Source organism: Streptomyces sp. NPDC050439, from assembly GCF_040655335.1.
Taxonomy (GTDB): domain Bacteria; phylum Actinomycetota; class Actinomycetes; order Streptomycetales; family Streptomycetaceae; genus Streptomyces.
In genome coordinates this window covers 292,160-312,297 of record NZ_JBFAJT010000001.1, presented here as the reverse complement: position 1 = coordinate 312,297, position 20,138 = coordinate 292,160, and the positions used below count along the sequence as shown (strand labels likewise).

Annotated in this window: 14 protein-coding genes; 4 read left to right on the top strand and 10 right to left on the bottom strand. The window is 70.5% G+C overall.

Annotated features, from left to right (window positions below; translation table 11 throughout):
- Position 1: 1 nt before the first annotated feature.
- The 9 genes from AB0I66_RS01510 to AB0I66_RS01470 form a co-directional block, all read right to left on the bottom strand.
- Positions 2 to 1,534, bottom strand: a complete 1,533-nt coding sequence (locus AB0I66_RS01510; RefSeq protein WP_363205633.1) for a right-handed parallel beta-helix repeat-containing protein — start codon at positions 1,532 to 1,534, stop codon at positions 2 to 4.
- Between the two features lie 14 nt (positions 1,535 to 1,548).
- On the bottom strand, positions 1,549 to 3,564 hold the full coding sequence (locus tag AB0I66_RS01505; RefSeq protein WP_363205632.1) for an alginate lyase family protein: 2,016 nt from the start codon (positions 3,562 to 3,564) through the stop codon (positions 1,549 to 1,551).
- Positions 3,564 to 5,768 (bottom strand): bi-domain-containing oxidoreductase, encoded by a 2,205-nt coding sequence (locus AB0I66_RS01500; RefSeq protein WP_363205631.1) that lies wholly within the window; start codon positions 5,766 to 5,768, stop codon positions 3,564 to 3,566. The genes AB0I66_RS01505 and AB0I66_RS01500 overlap by 1 nt, the downstream gene beginning before the upstream one ends.
- A 32-nt stretch (positions 5,769 to 5,800) precedes the next feature.
- A complete protein-coding gene (asnB, locus tag AB0I66_RS01495) occupies positions 5,801 to 7,729 on the bottom strand; it encodes an asparagine synthase (glutamine-hydrolyzing) (protein ID WP_363205630.1) in 1,929 nt (642 codons plus the stop codon).
- Positions 7,730 to 7,732: 3 nt separating this feature from the next.
- Positions 7,733 to 9,259, bottom strand: coding sequence for a Wzz/FepE/Etk N-terminal domain-containing protein (locus AB0I66_RS01490; protein ID WP_363205629.1), 1,527 nt, complete (start codon positions 9,257 to 9,259; stop codon positions 7,733 to 7,735).
- Positions 9,256 to 10,626, bottom strand: coding sequence for a Wzz/FepE/Etk N-terminal domain-containing protein (locus tag AB0I66_RS01485; protein WP_363205628.1), 1,371 nt, complete (start codon positions 10,624 to 10,626; stop codon positions 9,256 to 9,258). The genes AB0I66_RS01490 and AB0I66_RS01485 overlap by 4 nt, the downstream gene beginning before the upstream one ends.
- A complete protein-coding gene (locus AB0I66_RS01480; protein ID WP_363206641.1) occupies positions 10,623 to 11,834 on the bottom strand; it encodes a glycosyltransferase family 4 protein in 1,212 nt (403 codons plus the stop codon). Before AB0I66_RS01480 ends, AB0I66_RS01485 begins: the two co-directional genes overlap by 4 nt.
- Positions 11,835 to 11,904: 70 nt before the next feature.
- Positions 11,905 to 13,221 (bottom strand): nucleotide sugar dehydrogenase, encoded by a 1,317-nt coding sequence (locus AB0I66_RS01475; RefSeq protein ID WP_363205627.1) that lies wholly within the window; start codon positions 13,219 to 13,221, stop codon positions 11,905 to 11,907.
- Positions 13,222 to 13,312: 91 nt separating this feature from the next.
- Positions 13,313 to 14,791, bottom strand: a complete 1,479-nt coding sequence (locus tag AB0I66_RS01470; RefSeq protein WP_363205626.1) for a sugar transferase — start codon at positions 14,789 to 14,791, stop codon at positions 13,313 to 13,315.
- A gap of 977 nt (positions 14,792 to 15,768) precedes the next feature.
- On the opposite strand from AB0I66_RS01470, the gene AB0I66_RS01465 reads away from it, so the two are divergent.
- Entirely contained in the window at positions 15,769 to 16,644 is an 876-nt protein-coding gene (locus AB0I66_RS01465; RefSeq protein WP_363205625.1) for an alpha/beta hydrolase, read from the top strand.
- 74 nt (positions 16,645 to 16,718) lie between these two features.
- On the opposite strand, the gene AB0I66_RS01460 is transcribed toward AB0I66_RS01465, so the two are convergent.
- Positions 16,719 to 17,444: a nucleotidyltransferase domain-containing protein gene (locus tag AB0I66_RS01460; protein WP_363205624.1), complete on the bottom strand. Its 726-nt coding sequence runs from the start codon at positions 17,442 to 17,444 to the stop codon at positions 16,719 to 16,721.
- A 134-nt stretch (positions 17,445 to 17,578) separates the two neighbouring features.
- Here AB0I66_RS01460 and AB0I66_RS01455 point away from each other — a divergent pair, with 134 nt between their 5' ends.
- From AB0I66_RS01455 to AB0I66_RS01445, 3 genes are all read left to right on the top strand, one after another.
- Entirely contained in the window at positions 17,579 to 18,784 is a 1,206-nt protein-coding gene (locus AB0I66_RS01455; protein ID WP_363205623.1) for a cytochrome P450, read from the top strand.
- 129 nt (positions 18,785 to 18,913) lie between these two features.
- Positions 18,914 to 19,117: a hypothetical protein gene (locus AB0I66_RS01450; RefSeq protein WP_363205622.1), complete on the top strand. Its 204-nt coding sequence runs from the start codon at positions 18,914 to 18,916 to the stop codon at positions 19,115 to 19,117.
- Between the two features lie 369 nt (positions 19,118 to 19,486).
- Positions 19,487 to 20,107, top strand: a complete 621-nt coding sequence (locus tag AB0I66_RS01445; protein WP_363205621.1) for an RICIN domain-containing protein — start codon at positions 19,487 to 19,489, stop codon at positions 20,105 to 20,107.
- The last annotated feature ends 31 nt before the right edge of the window (positions 20,108 to 20,138 follow it).

Below are 20,138 nucleotides of genomic sequence, written 5' to 3'. Positions count from 1 at the left end.
CTCAATCACCGTCCCGTACGCGTACACGGAGGGTGCTGCTCACGTCCTGCTCGTACGGCGTGTTCTGCCACTGCCCGAAGTCGAGCACCTGGCTCGGGTCGTGGGCGACGAACTTCCACGGCCCGATGTAGACGTTGTCGCGCCAGCGGTTGCCCTGCTTGTGGGTGATCGCGTCGGCGACCCGGTCGCCCTTGTACGGCGACCACTTCGGATAGGTGCCGTAGTTGGCCAGGACCGCCATGCGGTCGCACATCGCCGTGCACTTGACGACGGACTTGTTCAGCACGAACCGGTTGGTGTGGATGTCCACCCGCTGGGTCTTCCACCGGCAGTCGGCGTAGAGCGGCTTGGTGGCGATCTTCGGCTGTGCGCAGCGGTCGGTGTTCTTCTCCAGCAACGTGCAGTCACCGGACGAGGTGTTGGCGGGGCTGTTGCAGAACCGGTCGGCGTTCTCCCACAGGGTGATGCCGGACCAGTTGTCCTCCATCAGGTTCCGGTAGACCTCGATCTTGTCCGTGCGGGCCCGGACGCGTGGTTCGCCGCCGGACTCGGACAGGTAGAGGGTGGCGAAGGGGAACTTGTCGCCGCCGGAGGCCTCTCTGCGGCCCTCGACCCAGTTGTTGCGCCGCATGGTGTTCTTCCGGATGACCGCGTTGTAGCTGGTCTCATAGATGAGCGCGGCACCGTCGTTGGCCTCGAGGACGTTGTTCTCGATGCGGAAGTCGTTGTTGTTGGTGTCCGCCCACAGACCGGTTCCGCGGTTGTCGTGCACCCAGTTGCCTCGGATGTCGGCGCCGTCGACGGCCCAGAACTTGACGCCCCCGGTGCAGCCGCAGCCCTCCCGCCGCTTCTCCCAGTCGCCGGTGTTGTTGCCCACGATCTCGTTGCCCTCCACCACCAGATCGCGCAGCGGGCCGGTGCCCTTGTAGGCGTTCATGCCGTACTGGCCGTTCTCGCGCAGGCAGTTGGCGCGGACCTGCTGACGGGCGCCGGCCATCAGACCGGCGCCGGAGTTGTGCTGGATCCTCGAGTGCTCGATCACCCACCCGTCGGCCGAGTCATGGTTGACCACGCCCTGGTCGTGCGGCGCGACGAAACCCTGCACGGTCAGGTGGCCGATGGTGACGTCACGGGCGTCGCCGCCGAACGCGTACTGATTCTTCTTCCGGCCGTCGAGCACCGCGCCCGGCGCGCCGAGGTAACGGTTCCCCTTCTTGGGGATGACCTGGGCGTGGCGGTCCGGTTCGAGTGTGTGCTTGCCCGGCCGAAGCCAGAACGTGGTGCCCGCGGGGCTGCTCTTGGTCTTCGCGGCCAGGTCGTTGAGCACCTTGGGGTCGACCGTCACCGCGCCCGCCGGTGCCTTCGTCGGCCCGGCCGGGGGCTCGGCGCACACCTTGGCCACGGCTCGGGCGCCGGACTTGGCCGGCGCGGAGGTCTGCTCCGTACGGTCGTCAGGCGAGCTGTCGCAGCCGGTCGCCACCAGCACGGCAAGGGCCGCTGCCGGTAACGCCCAGTTCCGCCACTTCATCCCCACAGCCCTCTCTCCCCCTAGCCCCGGAACCTGAGCACGGTCGTGAACCCCTGTGTGCCGTCGGCGAAGCCGGTGCCGATCAGTGTCGTGGCGGGTTCCTTGCGCCCGAATCCGGCGGAGTACCAGCCAAGCGGCGGGTGGCTCTCGCCGTGATGCGCGCGCCATGACAGTTGCTCGGGCAGGTCGAGCACCGCGAAGCGGTCCTCGCCCTCGTGGGTCCAGGTCAGCACCGCCCAGTTCCCCACCAGGTCCGCGGCGATCGCCGGGCCGAGGTGGAACGCCAGCCGTACCGCGGCCCGGCGCGGGCCGCGTACTTCGTCGACCACCCGCAGCTCGTGGGCGGCGGCGTCGAGTTCCACCCGGCGGCGATGTGTGGAGCGCCCGTAGCCGTCATGTTCGGCACTCCAGCGGGTCACACCCTCGTCGGAGGTGTCCGTGACGTCCGCGGCCAGGACGCGGGTGCGAGCGTGCCGGGTCCAGAGGAACGGGCCGCCGGAGACGGACTGGTCGGCGCCGTCCAACTGCAGGGTGTTGTGGCCGAGGGTCGAGCGGAAGTACTGCCGCCACTCGGGCTGCCCGTGGTAGCAGAACGTCCCCGGGTCGGCGAGCACGTCGACGCCGTCATGGCGGACCTCCACGGACAGCGCGTCCGCGTGGGCGTGCGCGGCGATCGACAAGAAGCCGTGCGGGCCGCCGTCGCAGCGGCACCAGATCTCCTCCGGGCCGCGCAGGATGGTCATGCCCGCGTCGGCGAAATGGCCGGGCCTGCTCGCGGGGCGGGACACGGCCGATGAGGTTCCCTCCTTCGCACGTCCCTCCTTCGCACGTCCCTCCGTTGAGCTTCCCTCCTTCGCGTACGGCCGGATCAGCGCGGCGAGCAGCGGGGTGCGCACATCGCTGCCGCTCACCGAAGGCCACCAGGGGAGCCGTCCGAACACGGCGTCCCCGGTGGCGAGCAGCGAGGCCCAGCGGTCGGTGCCCGCGCCGTCCACGACCAGCCCGTGCCCGTCGTCCGCGTCCCCTTGGCGCGGTGGACGCAGCCGGTTGTCCACGATCGCCGCGAGCGCGTCGGTCATCCGCAGCAGCACCAGGCGGACGGTCGCGGGGACCGGCACGCAGGCGGCATCCGCCTCGGCCACCGCGGCCAGGCCCAGTTCCAGGACAAGGCCGTGATACTCGGTGGCCAGCTCCCGGTTGAGGCCGGAGTGGTAGGTGTTGGCGCGCAGGTGTCGCTCCAGCGACCGCAGCGCGTCGTCCCGCCACCGCGCCGAGGAGGGGAACCAGGCGAAGGCGCAGGCCGCGGCGAACTGCCCGGCGGCCTCGGCGATGATGTGGTTGTTCGCCGACGATCCCCGGCTGGGGAAGGCGGCCAGCCAGCGCTGGTGGTGCCAGATCTGGTTCAGCGCCACCGGGTTGCCCTCGAAGAGACCGGCGGCCCCCGGCCACCCGTCGAGCAGCCTGCGCACCCACACCCAGGAGAGCAGCCGGATGCCCAGCTCGATGCCGCTGATCCAGTGCACGCCGCGCAGCGGTGGGTTGGCCGCCCACCACGACCGCAGGTGCTCGGCCACGCGCTCGGCGTACCGCTCGTCCCCGGTGACCGCGTAGGCGGCGGCCAGCACGGTGAGGTACTGATGCCGGGACAGCTCCCAGATCTGCTTGATGTCGCCGACCGCGTCTTCGTTGCGGTAGGGCACGTCGAAGGCGTAGCCCCACGGAGCCCGGCGGCCGGTCTTCGGGTCGTACCACCAGTCGGGGTCGGCCAGGTCGTCGCGGACCACGCCGAAGTACTCGACGTGCCCGGCCATCAGCCGGTCCGCCTCGGCGACGAGACGTTTCGCGGCGTCCGGCGGCACGGCGCCGGTCGTCCCCGCGGGCAGCACCGCGGTGAACCGGGCGCCGGTCACCCGCGGGCAGGTGGGCCGCGCCGAACGCCAGCGCCGCCTGCGCACCGTGTCGCTCACCCGGCCGCCGACCTCCCGCGGCCCCATCCGGGAGAGCCGCCGCAGGTACCAGCCCGCGCTCGTGGTCATCACGCCCTCGCCAACATCACCGGCGCGCCGCCGGCCAGGCCGGCCGGCACGGCGAGGGTGGCGGCCGTGGTGGCGACGAGGGACTCCAGCGGCACCGGCATCGGCCCGCCGGACCGCACGGCCTTGACGAACGAGGCCAGTTGGGCTTCCTGGCCCTTGTCCCGGGCCTTGGGCAGCCGCGAACTGACCCACCGCTTGCGCCCGGCCGCGCCGTCGAAGTACACCGAGGCGCGGACGAAGTCGTCGAGCCGCAACGCCCGCCCGTCGGCGACGAGGTCCAGCGTCTCCTTGGGGAAACCGGACGGGCCGGTGGTGACGTAGCTGATGGTGGCGGTGGACCCGTCCGGGTAACGCAGCACGACCTGCAGGTCGTCGTTGCCGGACGAGGCGACCGTGTACACCGACTCCGGGTCGGCCCCGAGTAGCCAGCTGGTCGTGTCGATGAAGTGTCCGCCCTCGCCGATGAACCGCGAGCCCTCGGTGCCCTGCTGGAGGTACCAACTGCCGTGCCCGAGGCGGCCGGCGTTGACCAGATAGCGCAGGTTCGCCGGACCGGTCCGGGCGCCGAACCGCTTCCTGGCCTCCTGCAGCAGCGGCGCGAAGCGCCGGTTGAAGCCCACCTGCAGCCGGTCGTTGCCGGACTCCTCCACCGCCGCGAGGACGCCGGCGAGCTCGTCCTCGGTCAAGGCCAGCGGCTTCTCCACGAACACGGCCTTGCCGGCAAGCAGCGCCTTGCGGGTCAGTTCGGCGTGCGAGCTGTGCCGGGTGACCACGAACACCGCGTCGATGGACTTGTCCCCGAGCACCGCGTCGAGATCGGTGGTCGCCTCGGCGAAGCCGAACTTCCGCTGCGCGTTGGCCCCGGACAGCGCCGTCGTGGTGACGACCGTCGACAGCCGTACGCCGTCGCGCTGGGCCAGGTGCGGCAGCAGCATCGACGTCGCGTAGTTGCCCGCGCCGACGAACGCGAGACGCACCGGCGTCGTGGCGCCCCGCCCCGGAGCGGACACACGGCCACCGGTCCGCTGCACCGCGGGCACGGCCACCGACGGGGCGACTGCTTCCGCCGTGGGTTCCGTGTCGCCGGGGTAGCGGAACAGCACGGCCACGGCCTTCAGGTCGCCGTCCTTCAGGCTCTGGTACGTCTCGACGGCGTCGTCGAAGTCGGCTATGTGGGAGATCAGGGGCTCCACGTCGACGCGGCCGCGGGCGACGAGATCCAGGAAGCACGCCAGGTTGCGGCGCTCGGTCCAGCGCACATAGCCGATCGGGTAGTCGCGCCCCTCCAGCTCGTACTCCGGGTCGTAGCGCCCGGGGCCGTAGGAGCGGGAGAACCGGACGTCGAGCTCCTTCTCGTAGTAGGCGTTCCACGGCAGGTCGAGGCGGCACTTGCCGATGTCGACGACCCGGCCACGGTCCCGGCAGAGCCGGGCGGCCAGCTCGACGGGCTGATTGCTGGCACCGCCTGCTGCCAGGTACACCTGGTCCACGCCGTGCCCGCCGGTCAGCTCGGCCACGGCGGTCTCCACGGCCGCGGAGGACGGATCGCCGCAGGCCGCGGCCCCCACGCGCTCGGCGAGCTCGCAGCGCACCGGGTCGGGGTCGACGCCGACGACGCGGACTCCCGACGCGGTGAGAAGCTGCACCACCAGCTGTCCGATGAGACCGAGGCCGATGACCAGGGCCACCTCGCCGAGCTGCGGCTCGCCCTGGCGGACGCCCTGCATCGCGATGGACCCGACGGTGCCGAAGGCCGCGTGCCGCGGCGCGAGGCCGTCGGGCACCGGGGTGTAGAGGTTCTTGGGCACCCAGTTCAGCTCGGCGTGCAGCGCGTGCTCGTTGCCGGCGCAGGCGACGAGGTCACCGACCTTCACGTCGTCGATCCCGGCGCCGACCTGCTCGACCACCCCGCACAGCGAGTAGCCCAGCGGCGTGTAGGAGTCCAGCTTGCCCATCACCTTGCGGTAGGTGGCGGGCACCCCGTTGGTGGCCACGCTCTGCATGACCTTGGCCACCTGGTCCGGCCGGGAGCGGGCCTTGCCCACCATCGACATGCCGGCCTCGGACACCTTCATGAGCTCGGTCCCGGTGGAGATCAGCGAGTAGGCGCTCCGCACCAGCACGCCGCCGGGCTTGCAACCCGGCACCGGCACGTCGAGCAGCGTCAGTTCGCCACTCTTGTAGTTCTGAACGACCTGTTTCACCCGAGCTCCTCTTATTTCTGCGTTCAACGCCGTCAGGCCGCTTGGCTCTGGCCGGAGCCAGAGGTCGCGCCGCGATACCAGTACTCGAGGGTCAGCACATGCCACAGATGCTTGGAGAAGTCCCGCTGCCCCGCGGCGTCCTCGGCGACCATCCGCGCCAGCGCGTCGCGGCGCAGGAGACCGGAGTTGACGAGCACACCGTCGTGCACCACCTCGCGCACCAGCGGGGCCAGATCCCGGCTCATCCAGGCGCGCAGCGGCGCGCTGAACAGGCCCTTGGGCCGATACACGATCTCCCGGGGGAGGACGGAGGTGGCCGCCTCCTTGAGGACGGCCTTGCCCTGCCGGCCGACGATCTTGCGATCACCGGGCACGGCGAACGCCGCCTTGACCACCTCCACGTCCACGTACGGCACCCGTACCTCGGTCGAGGCGGCCATGCTCGACCGGTCGGTGTAGGCGAGGTTCAGGCCCGGCAGGAACATCCGGGCGTCACCCAGGCACATGCGATTGACGAAGTCGTCCAGGTCGTTGTCCTGGTAGATGTCCGCATGTTCGGTCACCACGTCCTGAACCGTCCCGGCCAGGTCCGGGTCGACCAGGGCGAGCAGTTCGTCCTGGTCGTACATGGTGTAGCTGCGCCGGAAGGCGGTCTCCTCCGGCAGATCGGCGAAGGACAGGAACCGCTTGGCGAAGCGCACCGACCGGTAGCCCCGGCGGGCCGAGGCGACCGGCATCCGGTCCACCGCCGCCGACAGGCCACGCCGCAGGGGCCGCGGGACGCGCTGGTAGCGCAGCGCGAGCAGGTTGGCCAGATGCTTGCGGTATCCGGCGAACAGCTCGTCGGCGCCCATCCCCGAGAGCATCACCTTGACCCCGGCCTCCCGGGCGGCCGAGCAGATCAGGAAAGTGTTGATCGCCGCCGGGTCGCCGATCGGCTCGTCCAGGTGGTAGGTCATCTGCGGCAGCAGATCGAGGACGTTCGGGGCGATCTCGATCTCGTGCAGGTCGACGCCGAACTGCTCGGCCACCTGCCGGGCATAGCGCAGGTCGTCCGGCATCGCCTCGAACTTGGCGTCCTCCGCGCGGAACCCGATGGTGTACGCGGAGATCCCGGGCCGGTCGCGGGCGGCGAGCGCGGTCAGGTAGCTGGAGTCGAGGCCGCCGGAGAGAAAGGTCGCCACGGGGACGTCGGACAGCAGGTGGCGCCGGGTCGACTCCTCGACGATGGCGGCCAGATCGGGCTGCTCACCGCTGCGGGCGCGCTCCCGGCCCTCGGCGGCTACGTCCTTCAGATGCCAGTACCGGCCGCGCTCCACCCGGCCGTCGGGCCGGATCCGCAGCCAGCTCCCCGGCGGCAGCTTCTCCGCCTCGCGGAACGCGCAGCGCGAGTCCGGCACCCAGTAGTAGAGCAGGGATGCCACCAGCGCCGCGTGGTCCACCTCGAGGGAACCGCCGGTCACGGCGGCGAGCGCCTTGAGCTCGGAGGCGAACACCAGACCCTCGCCGCGCCGGAGCAGGAACAGCGGCTTGATGCCGAGCTGGTCACGGGCGAGCACCAGCTCACCGGTGCGCTCGTCGAAGATCCCGAACGCGAACATGCCGCGTAACCGGGGCAGACAGTCGGTGCCCCAGCGCCGCCAGGCCTCCAGCAGCACCTCGGTGTCGGAGGTGCCGCGGAAGCGCACTCCGGCAGCCGTCAACTCGGCCCGCAGTTCCGGTGCGTTGTAGAGCTCGCCGTTGTACGTGAGGGACAGGCCGTCCGAGACCATCGGCTGGGCGCCGGTCTCGGACAGGTCGATGATGGCCAACCGGCGGTGCCCGAGGTGCACTTCGCCGTCACTGACGGAGTGGCTGTAGCGGCCGGCCCCGTCCGGACCGCGGTGGGCGAGGGTGTCGGTGAGCCGGTCGGCCACGACCTTCCCGCCCGGCCACCGGTATGTGCCTGCGATGCCACACATGTATTACCGCGCCTCCTGGTCGCTGTCGGGGACTCGTACTGCCCATGACGGCCGCTCCGTCAGCTGCCGGCCGGCCGCGTTCTGCCGGGCGAGACGTTCGTTGTGGCCGCGCAGTGCGGTGTGCCGGCCGTCCCACAGGGTGCCGTCGGTGCGGTCCCGCGGGTCGGGGTCGATCAGCACCACACCGATCACCGGGATGAGAAGGTCCGCGAGCTGCCGGGCCACGGTGTGCAGCCATGCGGTGCTGCCGTGTCCGGCACGCACGACGAGCACGGTCTGGGAACCGAGGTCCTGCAGGCCGGTCCACGCGGTGCCGGGTGCGACCGAGCCGACGCCGAGCCTGCGCATCTGGGGCGGCACGTCCGCGATCCGGTCGCCGCTGACGATGGCCGGGCCCCCTGGCTCCTGATTGCGGGCGGCGCGCTGCAGGGCCGGCAGGTCGTCGATGATGACGATCGGGCCGTCCGCCGCCAGTGCCCCCGCGAGGTCCAGGGCGATCACGCTCGTGCTGTGCGCGCAGCCCAGTTCGAGGAGCGACACCGATTCCCCGGAGTCGCGCACGGTGCGGGCCAGGGTCGATATGAGCCGTTCGCGTGCCGCGCGGGTGCGTCGGCGCTGCCAGAGTCTGACCGGCCGTCGGTGCACGCGGCGCAGCTCGGCGATGACCGAGGCCCCCAGGTTCGCTGCGATCTCCCGGCGCAGAACCGGGCGGTCCGCCACCACCGAACCGATCGCGGCCACCGCGAGCCCGAGGACGAGCCCCAGGGCGAGGCCGATGCCGGCGTTGGTGACAGCGGCCATGGGCACCGAGTGCTGGACCGCGCGCGGGTCGTCCACGATCTGTGTGCCGGCGATGATCCGGGGTGTGCCCACGCGCGCGTCCTCGGCGCGCTGGTCGAAGTCGGCGATGCGGGAGGTGAGTTCGGCCCGGCGGGCGAAGAGCGACTCCATGCTCGCCGACGACTCCGGGTCGGTCTCCGGCGTCCTGCCCCCGATCGACTCGTTGACCCGGGCGAGTTCCTTGCGCATCCGGTCGCGCTGGTCGCGCAGGGCCTTGGCCTCGGCCTTCGCGGTTTCCTGCATCCGCCGCACGTGGTCCGCGATGAACGCGTCCGCCAACGCCTTGGCCCGGGCCACCGCTTGCGCGTCGGTGTCGCCCGTCACATCGATCTGCAGCAGGTTGTTGGTCACGCCGGTGCCCCGGTAGTCCTGCAGGAAGTCTTCCGGCTTCTCCGAGGACTTGAGGGACTTCAGGGCCTTGTCGGCGATCCGCGTGGTCTGCAGTACCTCGACGTCGGTGCGGATCAGCGTTCCGGTGTCGTTCGGCTGATCGTCCTGGTGCGCGACGAGCACCTTGGCCATGGCGGCCGGCGGTGGCGGTCGCAGGACGGCCACCGCCGCGCCGATGAGCAGCCCGATGAGAGCCAGGGTGCACCAGAGGCGACGGCGCCTGCGCACCGACACCACCAAAGCCTGCAGGTTCAGCAGCGGAGCGGCTGCCGATGACTCCGTGGTCGTGTTCGTCGTCATGCCGAACCTCCCGTCGCCTGGCCGCGAGCGGCGAGCGCCGGGGCGGCCTTCTCCGGAGGATGTTCGACGGTCCGCGTGGGACGGGTCCGCACCGTACCGGCGACGACGACGCCGACGACCTCGTGCCTGCCGTCCGCACACGCCTCGGCGATGCCGGTGAGCTCACTCGCGGTCCAGCTGCCCGCACTGAGGACGACCAGCGCGCCGGACTCGGTGTCCCGGTCCGGCACCGTCGGCCGGGCCATCGAGACTTCCACCATCCGCAGCTGCGGATCGTTCGTGGCCTCGGCGACGAGCTGCCCGGCGGCCTGGCGGCCGATCTCGTCGCCGTCCGGGACGACCACCAACAGCCGTCGTGAGCCGGGCACTTGGATGCGGATGCGGGCGCACACCCGCCGGTAGCGGAGCAGTCTGCCTGCCTCGTCGCCGGACGCCACCGGGGCCGGCATGTCCCACCGGGTGTCGACGCCGAGGAAACGACGGGCCCAGGCCCACCGGCCCTGGCCTCGCGGCCGGTGCGCGGTCCGCTCGCCGGATACGTCGACGGTGCCGATCACCGTCGAGCGCAGCGCCGCGGCGATCTCGGCTTCGGTGCGCAGTCGCCGGTTCGAGCGTGCCGCGGTGAGGTGGGCGATGACCGAGACCAGAAGGAACGACAACGCCCCGCCGACCATGAGCTGCGTCCTCGTCGGCGGCGCCTCGCCGGTCGGCAGGGCCGCGGGACCCATGACGACCATGCCGGCCTTGCCGGTCGCCGGATCGGCCTCCTCCAGCTTCTGCATGGCCTCCTCCAGAGAGCTGCGCAGCTTCTCCAGCGAGGTGCGGGCCTGCACGCTCTCCACGGTCTGTCCCGGGTCAGCCGCCTTGCCCAGTTCGGTGATGCGCCGGTTGGTCTCCTCGACCTTCTTGCGCAGCGCCTCGGGCCGTGAGGCCCTTGCCGGGTCGGTGCTGCCGCCCGCGACGCGCGTGGCGAAGGTGACGAATTCCTTGGCGACCTGGTCGGCCAGCTCCTGTGCGCGCTGCGGGGTTTCGGCCGTACCCGAGATCTTGACGATGTTCCCCTCGGCGGCCTTGGCGCTCACCTGGTCGATGAGCTCGCTGCCGTCGCCGCCCGTCCAGTCGAGGGTGTCGGCGACCCGGTCGACCACCGACGAACTGGTCGCGACGTTCACCTGGGTCACCAGCTCGCGTTCTTCCCAGGCCCCTGGCAGCAGCACCGATGCCGACGCGGTGTAGCGCGGCGGGAACACCGCCACCGAGGCGCCGTAGCCGACGAGCGCGCCCAGCAGGGCGACGGCGAGGAGCAGTCGCCAACGCACACGGAAGATCCGCCCGATCGTGACCAGACGTATCGTGTCATCGCTCAACGCTGCCGCCTCCTCCCGATCCGCCTCGGGGCGCCACCGACACGGGTGCGGTCGAGGCAGGCGGCGGCGTAGGCGGCGAGCAGCGATCTCTGGGAGTTCTGCCAGGAAAGTTCTCCGCCGACCCGTTCCTGGCCGAGCTTGCCCATCCGGGCGCGCTTCTCCGGATCGTCGAGCAACGCCGCGATGTGCTCGGCGAACTGGGCCTCGTCGTTGGCGGGCGCGTACACGGCGGCATCGCCTGCGGAGACGCGCGCCTCCTTGAGGTCGAAGGAGACGATCGGTTTGCCCATCGCCATGTACTCCATGACCTTGTTCATGGTCGACACGTCGTTGAGCGGATTACGCGGGTCGGGGGAGAGGCACACGTCCGCGGTGGACAGATGGCGCACCAGCTCGGCGTCCGGTATGCGGCCGGTGAACTGCACCTGCTCGGAGAGTCCGAGACGCCGGGACAGCTCCACCATCGCGTCGAAGGCGTCGCCGGCGCCGACGAACACCGCGTGCCAGTCGGTGCGCCCGAGGTCGTCGCGCAGCTTCGCCAAGGACCGCAGGGCGTAGTCGACGCCGTCCTGCGGACCCATGACGCCCAGGTAGCACAGCAGATGCTGCTTGCCGCGCTTCAACTCCGGCTCGGGCGGCACCGGTTGGAACCGCTCGATCACGGGAGCGCTGCGCACCACGAAGACATCCTCCGGCCGCTTGCCGCCGCGGCGTATCGCGACGTCGCGGTAGCTCTCGTTCGTGGCGAGCACGATGTCCGCGGCCCGGTAGGTCATCCGTTCCAGCGCGCACACGCCGCGGTAGAGCAGGTCCTCGCCGCGGTCGAACCGGGAGAGGTACAGCTCGGGCACCAGGTCGTGCTGGTCGAAGACGAACCGCGCGCCGAGCCGCTTGAGCCGCAGGGCGGGCAGGAACAGCAGGTCGGGCGGGTTGCAGGCGTGGACCACGTGGACCGGGCCGACCTTGCGGGCCAGGCGGGCCGTGTGCCACAGCGCCGATCCGTACTCCCGCAGGTAGCCGGCGGGACCTCCGGTGGCCGCGCGCAACGGGTAGCGGTGGATCCGCACCCCGTCGATCTCGACCTCCGGCTCGGTGTCGCGTTTTTCCCCCCGCGGGCAGATGACGTGCACCTTCCAGCCCGCGTCGCGCAGCGTCGTGCACTCCTGCCACACCCGCCGGTCGAAGGGCACCGACAGGTTCTCCACCAGGATCAATGCCCGGCGGCCCGTCCCGTCGCCGCCGGTCGTGTCACCAAAAGCTGTGTCACCAGAAGCTGTGTTACCAAGCAAGGCCTATGTACCCCGGTTCTGTCCGGCGCGCGTCGGCGTCGGGAAGGCGGATGAGATCGACGATCACCGGTCCGTCGCCATGGGGCAGCGCCGAGAGAACGTCCGGGTCCTTGGTTCCGACCAGGCACACTTCCGCGTGCTCGAGCACCTCGTCGACGGAGTCGGCCATCAGTTGTGCGAGGTGCGGCAGCCGGGTCTCGATGTACTCGCGGTTCGCGCCGATCAGCCGGGAGAGGCTCACGTTGGCGTCGTAGATCCGCAAGGAGTAACCCTTGCCGTGGAGTCTCTCCGCCAGCTCGACGAGCGGGCTCTCGCGCAGGTCGTCGGTGCCGGGCTTGAAGGAGAGACCGAACAGGCCCACCTGGCGCTTGCCGGTGCGCTCGACCAGTTCCACCGCACGCTGCAGATGGTCGGAGTTGGAGGGCAGCACGTGGGAGAGGATCGGCACCGACACATCGGCCCGCTGCGCGGCGTGGACCAGGCTGCGCAGGTCCTTGGGCAGGCAGGAGCCGCCGAAGGCGAAACCGGGCCGCAGATAGGCCGGGCTGATGTTCAGCTTCCGGTCGGCCAGGAACACGTCCATCACCTGGTGCGAGTCCACGCCGAGGGCCTGGCACACCGCTCCGAGCTCGTTCGCGAAGCCGATCTTGAGGCCGTGGAAGGCGTTGTCCGCGTACTTGATGGCCTCGGCCGTCGGGACAGGCACCCGGAACACCTCGCCGGGCAGGCCCTCGTAGAGCGCCGCCACCACATCGCCGCTGGCCGCGTCGAGCTCACCGATGACGGTCTTGGGCGGATCGAAGAAGTCCCGCACGCTCGTGCCCTCACGCAGGAACTCCGGGTTGACCGCGACCCCCACGTCCACCCCGGCGGTGCCGCCGACGTACTTCTCCAGGATCGGCACCAGCAGATTCAGGCAGGTGCCGGGGAGCATGGTGCTGCGGAAGACGACGGTGTGCCGACCGCCCCGCTCGGCCATGGCGGCACCGATCTGCTCGGTGACCCGCTCCAAGTACGTGGTGCACAGGCTGCCGTTGGGCTCCGACGGCGTACCCACGCAGATCAGCGACACGTCGCTGCCCATGATCGCCTCGCGGACGTCAGTGGTGGCACGCAACGCCCCGCTCCGCACGGCCTCGGCGACCAGGTCGCCGATCCGCTCCTCGACCACCGGGGCCTTGCCGTCGTTGACCAGGTCGACCTTCACCTGGTTGACGTCCACCCCGATGACCTCGTGACCCATGCCCGCCAGGCACGCGGCAGACACACAGCCCACATAGCCGAGCCCTAAGACGCTGACCCTCATATTCCGTTCCTCCCCCCAGGCGCGGCCTTCCGGCCCGCCTTCCGTGCGCCGGCCGGATCCCGGTCCGCGCGCGTCAGTCGCATGAGTCGCATCAGTAGGCCCCTTGTCCCCGCAGCACCGCCCGCAGGGTCTTCCACAAGATCACTGTGTCCAGGGCGAGCGACCAGTCCTCCACATACCGCAGGTCGAGGCGGACCGCCTCCTCCCACGGCAGGTCACTGCGTCCGCTGATCTGCCACAGGCCGGTGAGACCCGGCTTGACGAGCAGCCGGCGCCGGATGTCCGGACCGTACGCGGCGGACTCCTCCGGCAGCGGCGGCCGCGGACCCACGAGTGACATCGAGCCGGTGAGCACGTTGAAGAGCTGTGGGAGCTCGTCGAGCGAGTAGCGGCGCAGCACCGTTCCCACGCGGGTCACGCGGGGATCCCGGCGGAGCTTGAACAACAGCCCCGCGCCCTCGTTGCGGTCGGCCAGCTCGCCGCGTGCCCGGTCGGCCCCCACGACCATGGTGCGGAACTTGAAGATGGTGAACTCCTGGCCGTCCTTGCCGACTCTGCGCTGTCGGTACACCGCCCCGCCCCGGCTGTCCATCAGCACGAGCAGCCCGACGAGCAGCATCAGCGGCGCGAACAGCAGCAGCAGAACGGCCGCGCCCAGCCGGTCCACGATCCCCTTGACCACCCGGCGGCCGCCGGTGAAGGTCGGCATGCTGACCCGGAGCAGCGGTATCCCGAGCACGGCGTCGACATGTAGCCGTGGTCCCGCCACTTCCATCAGTACGGGGGCCACGACCATCTCGGCGTCGCTGCCCTCGAGGTTCCAGGCCAGTCGTTGCAGTCCGTCCGGTGACCAGTGCGGGTCCGGTGTGACCGCGACGACGCGGTAGCCGTCGCGACGGACATGGCCGGCGACGTCCGTGAGCCGGCCGACGACCGGCACGCCGTCCAAATGGTCGCCGTCCAGTCCATAACCGTCCGGTGTGCACACCGCCTCGACCCGCCAGCCCAGGTGCGGGAACTTACGGGTCCGGGTGATCAGGTCGCGTACGGTGGCCGGGCTCCCGGCGGCGAGCACCGGGCGCAGGCACCGCCCTTCTTTGCGGTGTGCGTGCAGCCAGAGGCGCAGCAGATATCGCTCGGTCATGATGACGAGGGCGATCGCCGGGATGGCGACGAATATCCAGAGCTTGATGTTGCGCGAGGTGAGCGCGATCCCACCGAGCGACAGCACGACGGCCGCCGTGAACAGCGAGCGTCCGAGCCGGCGGAATTCCTCCGCGCCCTGGCCGAGTACGGCCGGAGCCCACGACCGGCTCGCCGCGAGTGCTCCCAGCACAAGAAGCTCGGTGCCGAAGGCGAGGATGCGCCATTTCTCGTGCCAGTTGGCGGCGTCCCGGACTCCGAAGAAGCCGCCGATCGCCGCCACCACGAAGGCGGTGACCACGGCGTCGCTGGTGATCACGGCACGGCGGTAGCGCTGTTCCCAGTCAATCGGTGGTCGGCTGATTGCCCCGTTCCCCGGACGCCCGTGGGCCGGTGGAAACGGGCTGACTAATTCCCCCTGTTGCACAGACCCCCCCAGGTCGCCAGTGGGCTCGACGTGTTCGCTCCACACGGTTCCTCCCCCCGGGAGGCCCCCGCCCCCCGCACTGTGTCCTCCCCTCGGGAGGCCCCCGCCTCCCGCGCCACGCCACGCTGTTCCTCCCCCCGGGAGGCCCTCGCCCCCAGCGACTGACATCCCGGCTATTGCAGCGTTACTTGAGCACCCCACCCAAGCGGCAGCGGACTTGCATGCGCTGCCAGACCTTCGACGCGCGCAAAAACCCGTCGAAACCCCGGGTGTTCCCCACACCCCGGGCTTCTTCCGGGCACCACGAATTGATCACCCCCAAGCCTGGCGCCGGGGTACGCAAACTACTGGTCGTCCATGGCGCCGGACTTATAGATCATCTTTTGTCGCCTCGTGTCCGCATGTGAAGCACGGTCAATCTAGACCATTGGCGCCGGTCTGAAGAGGGGATGTGTGTAATTTGTGGTCAACCTTTGAAGCTTGTTCAACTCTCCGGTGATCACCAGGGATGCTTTGGTAGGGCACGGACACCCTGTGACCTGTGCGAACGGCACTTTTCAGGGCCGTTGGAACCGCCAACTCCACCGCGTGCAGAGCCTGTTGGCTCAAGACTGTCGTCGCCGGAGCACCCTCTTCCGCGGTGATGGCGCAGGGGAGTGGGGATCTTGCGTGGCGGAGGGATCGCGCGTGGTGCTTCTGAGGCCGCGGCGGTCGTCGAAGGGGCGGGCGGCGCCGGGCGCACGTTGAGGCGCGTCGGCTGAATTCTTGGGGTGAGTGCTGCATGTGGGTGAAGCCGCAACCGCTCATCGAATTGAGCCTCGACCTCAGGTTTAGGGTGAGGCCGCAATCGCATGCCCTCGCGTGGCGACCTATTGGGGGAACCGACACATGGCCGATTCCGGCCGGGGCAACCGAAGGGTTGGTCCCGTGTCGACGGTGAATGCGCCGTACGGGCTTCGCCGCTCCAAGGAGGCCGCGTGTTCGAAGGATTCGAGACAGCGCAGATCGATGTCGGCGAGGCTTCCGTCTTCGTCCGCTTCGGCGGGCACGGCCCGCCGGTGGTGTTGCTGCACGGGCACCCCCGCACCTCGGCGACATGGCACCGGGTCGCTCCGCTGCTCGTACGAGCCGGTCACACGGTGGTGTGTCCGGATCTGAGGGGCTACGGGCGCTCCAAGGGGCCACGCTTCACGGCGGATCACGTCGGCTACTCCAAGCGCGCGGTCGCCGAGGACGTGGTCGCCGTGCTGCGCCGCCTCGGACACCACCGCTTCTCCCTCGTCGGGCACGACCGCGGGGGCAGCGTGGCGCTGCGCCTCGCGCTCGATCACCCCGAGAGCGTCTCCCGGGTGGCGTTCGCGGACTGCCTGCCGCTGACGGAGCATCTGTCGCGGATCACCGCCGAGTTCGCCACGCAGTGGTGGCACTGGTTCTTCTTCGCGCAACCGGACATCCCCGAGCGTGTCATCGCCGCTGATCCCGACAGCTGGTACCACGGGGACCCGGAGACGATGGGGGAGGAGAACCACAAGGAGTGGCGGCAGGCCACCCGCAATCCCGATGTGGTGAGAGGGATGCTCGAGGACTACCGCGCCGGCCTCACCGTCGACCGGCGGCACGAGGAAGCCGACCGCGCGGCCGGCAGGCGCATCGCCTGCCCGACACTGATCCTGTGGTCTCTCCGGGACGACCTGGAGGACCTGTACGGGGACCCGCGCGCGATCTGGCGCCGATGGGCCACCGACGTCCAAGGGCACGGCATCGACTCCGGCCACCACGTCGCGGAACAGGCCCCCGAAGACTTGGCCGCCGCACTGACGGACTTCCTTCGACCAGGCCCGGACGCCGAGTAGCGGCTGCTCACGGCACGCCCCTCGCGCGGACCGCCCCGCGATGGCGTCGACGGCGCGATGGCGTCGACAGCGGCTCAGGGCCGCCAGGGTTGGGAGTAGCCCTCCAGGAGTGGCCCGCCGAGCAGGTCGAGGACCTGCTTCACCGCGGCGGCCAACGGCAGGGGATCGGCGCGCTCGGCCACCGTCAGATGGCCGTCCAGCAGGGCTTTGCCGAGCGCGGGGTCGGCACCGAGCAGCCGGCGGGGCAGCCATTTGCCGATTCCCGTCCAGGCTCCGTGGTGGGCGGTGACCAGGTCCGCTGCCAGGCGCAGCGCTTGGTCGGCGAGGGAAAGCTGCTCGTACCGATTGCGCGCAGGGGCGTCGAGCAGGTCGTCCAGGAAGCAGGTGAGCGCATAGCGGCCGTGTTCCCACTCGGCCGTGGTGAGCGCGGGAGGGCCGGAGGCCAGCACGGCCTGGGCCAGTCGGCGCGTGCGGGCCACGTGCCCGTGCGGATCCGTCAGCGGCAGGCCTTGGTCATAGACGAACAGGACGGTCCCGCGACGCCGGGCCCGGTCCCAGGCGAAGAACTCCGGTATGTCGGCGAGGGTGTTGAGGAACAACTCGACGGTGCGGTCCTCGTGACGCAGCACCTCCCGCCGGCTGATGTCCGAGTCCGGAAGGAGCACGGCCACATCCAGGTCGCTGGCGGCCGTCGCCCGCCCTTGAGCGGCGGAGCCTCCGAGCAGAGCACCCAGGGCGTCGGGGAACAGTTCGGTGACCACCCTGAGGGCTTGGGCTTCCGCGGCTTCTTGACCATCCATGGGCGCTCATCGTGCCAGGTGCCGGGTGAACGGCACCGGAGCACCCCTAACCGGGGATGCCTCCCCGCTTCGTGTTACGGTCACCAGCGTCAGCTAAGCGGGGAGCAATCCCCACTTCCTTTCGGGAGCCGTCGATGCGCACGCACCACCCCACCCTCCGACTCGCCGACCTCACCGAGGACTTCACGGCCGACCCCTACTCCGCCTTCGCCGCACTGCGCTCCCGCGGGCCCGTCCACCACGTGCAGTTCCCCACCGGGGACGAGTCGTGGCTGGTGGTCGGGCACGAGGAAGTACGCGCCGCGTTCGCGGACCCCCGGTTCCGCAACGACGTACGGCACTCCGCCGACTTCGAGGACGACGGCCTGTACGCCGTGGGCCGCAACATGCTTCAGGTCGACCCGCCCGATCACACCCGCCTGCGGACGCTGGTGGCCCGCGAGTTCACCGCCCGACGTGTCCAGGCGCTGCGGCCCCGCGTTCAGGAGGCCGCCGACGCGCTCCTGGACGCCGTGGCCGCCGACGGCCGCGGCGACCTCGTGGCCGCCTACGCCTACCCGCTGCCGCTCACCATCATCTGCGAGCTGCTCGGCGTGCCGGAAGCGGACCGGGCCGCATTCCGCGCCTGGTCCACCAAGGTCGTCGCCCTCGACGAGCCGGAGCAGTCCGCCCTCGCCTCGCAGGAGATGGCGGTGTACCTGGCGGGCCTTGCGGAGGAGAAGCGCCGCCTGCCGGATGCTGCGGAGAGCGATCTGCTGCACGCGCTGGTCCGTGCCCACGACGGCGACGGAGCCGACCGGCTCACGCCGGAGGAACTGCTCGGCATGGCCTTCCTGCTGCTGGTCGCGGGGCACGAGACCACCGTCAACCTCATCGCCAACGCCGTCCACTTGCTGCTCCGGCATCCCGAGCAACTCGCAGCCCTCCGCGCCGACCCCGAACTGCTCGCCGGCGCGGTGGAGGAGACGCTCCGCTTCGAGTCGCCCGCGCCCGCGGGCACTTATCGCTACACGGCCGAACCCGTCACCCTCGGCGGAGCCGACATACCGGCGGGTGCCCGTGTCGTGCTCTCCATCGCCGCCGCGAACCGTGACCCCGCGCGCTTCCCGGACCCCGAGCGCTTCGACATCCACCGCGACCCGGCCACGACCCGCGCCCACCTCGCCTTCGGACACGGCCTGCACCACTGCCTGGGCGCCCCGCTGGCCCGCCTGGAGGCAACCCTGGCCCTGCGCACCCTCCTTGACCGCTTCCCCCGCCTGGCCTTCGACGGTGACGGCATCCCGCAATGGCGGACCAGCCTCATGCGGGGCCTGCGAGAGGTGCCGGTGCGCTGGTAGACACCGGACCAGACACCGGACCAGACACCGGAACCGACACCAGAACCTCTACGACAGCAGAGATGCCGTTTTCCTCTGAGTTGCCCGGATGTGCGCATCCTGGTGGCCCTCGTGATCGTTCAAGTGGACATGAAGAACACGAAGCGCGTCGTTGTCGCCCTGTCCGCTGCCGCTGCTGCATTCGCGGTGGCCGCACCCGCACCCGCTCACGCCGACGAGAGCCCCCGCGGGGGCAGCATCAACCTTCCCGACGACCCCCGTCAGGTCGTCGACGGCGTGCGTACGGGTGTTGAGGTGGCATCCATGGGCCTGGAGGCGGCCCAGGCTCGCTGAGTAGTTGAGCTGCTGTGCTGCTGAGGGGCCCGCCCGTTGCCGGGCGGGCCCCTCATGATGCGACGCCAGGAGCCCGACCGGGACGTTCCTCCCCACCTGGGCAGAGCGCGAAGGGTCCGGCGCCGCGACCGGGGGCGCATGCTTCCGGAACACCTTCCCGAGTGGTTTGGTGACCGATGCATGTCACGTGGCAATGGCGGTGCGAAGACGGGGGCATGCACCTTGCGAGGCCCGTACGGAGGATCACATTCCACGTAGCGAGCATGTTCCGGAAGGGACGTTGTCCGGCCGGGCGAAGCTCGGCGCAGCTGCCGGGGCGTGGCTGTAGCAGGCCGCCAAATGCGGCCGCCCCCCTCTGGTGGAATGCCTATGCGCACCCGACCGATCTCGCGACTTCGCGGCACGTTGGCCACTGCGGTTGTCTTCAGCCTCAGCGCCGCCTCCCTGGCCGCGGCGGACACCTCTGATTCCCCCGCACCCGCCGCCCGGGACGCGAAGGCCGCCGACATCCGCGGCCAAGAGATCACCAACCGGGCCGACGGCTCCCGCCTGGGCATCTGGAGCGACTTCAGCACCGCCGGAGCCGCGGCTGCCACCCACCGGTCCGCAAGCTACGAGGAGCGCGAGACCCTGACCTGGCGGTTCGAGGACCAGGGCGACGGCATCTGGCAGATCCGCAACGAGAAGCGTGACAAGCTCTGTCTGGCGACGGAGAAAGCTGCGGCTGTCGGCGTAAAAGTCGTCATGAAGACCTGCGACACCGGCAACCCCAACCAGTCCTGGCGGATGGTCGCCGAGCAGACCGCACTCTCGCCCGAAGAGCCGGGCAACAGCACGACCGGCTGGTGGAGCCTGCGCCCGGCCGACTCCACCAAGTACGCCGCCGCACCACTGGGTATCGGCCCCGTCCACAGCGAAATCTTCCTGTACCGGGCCGCCAACAGCGCCGACCGCCTCTGGCACCACGCACGCCCCTGGAAGAGCTGGTAGGAGCAGCGTGGGCAGGGCGGGTACGGCCTCC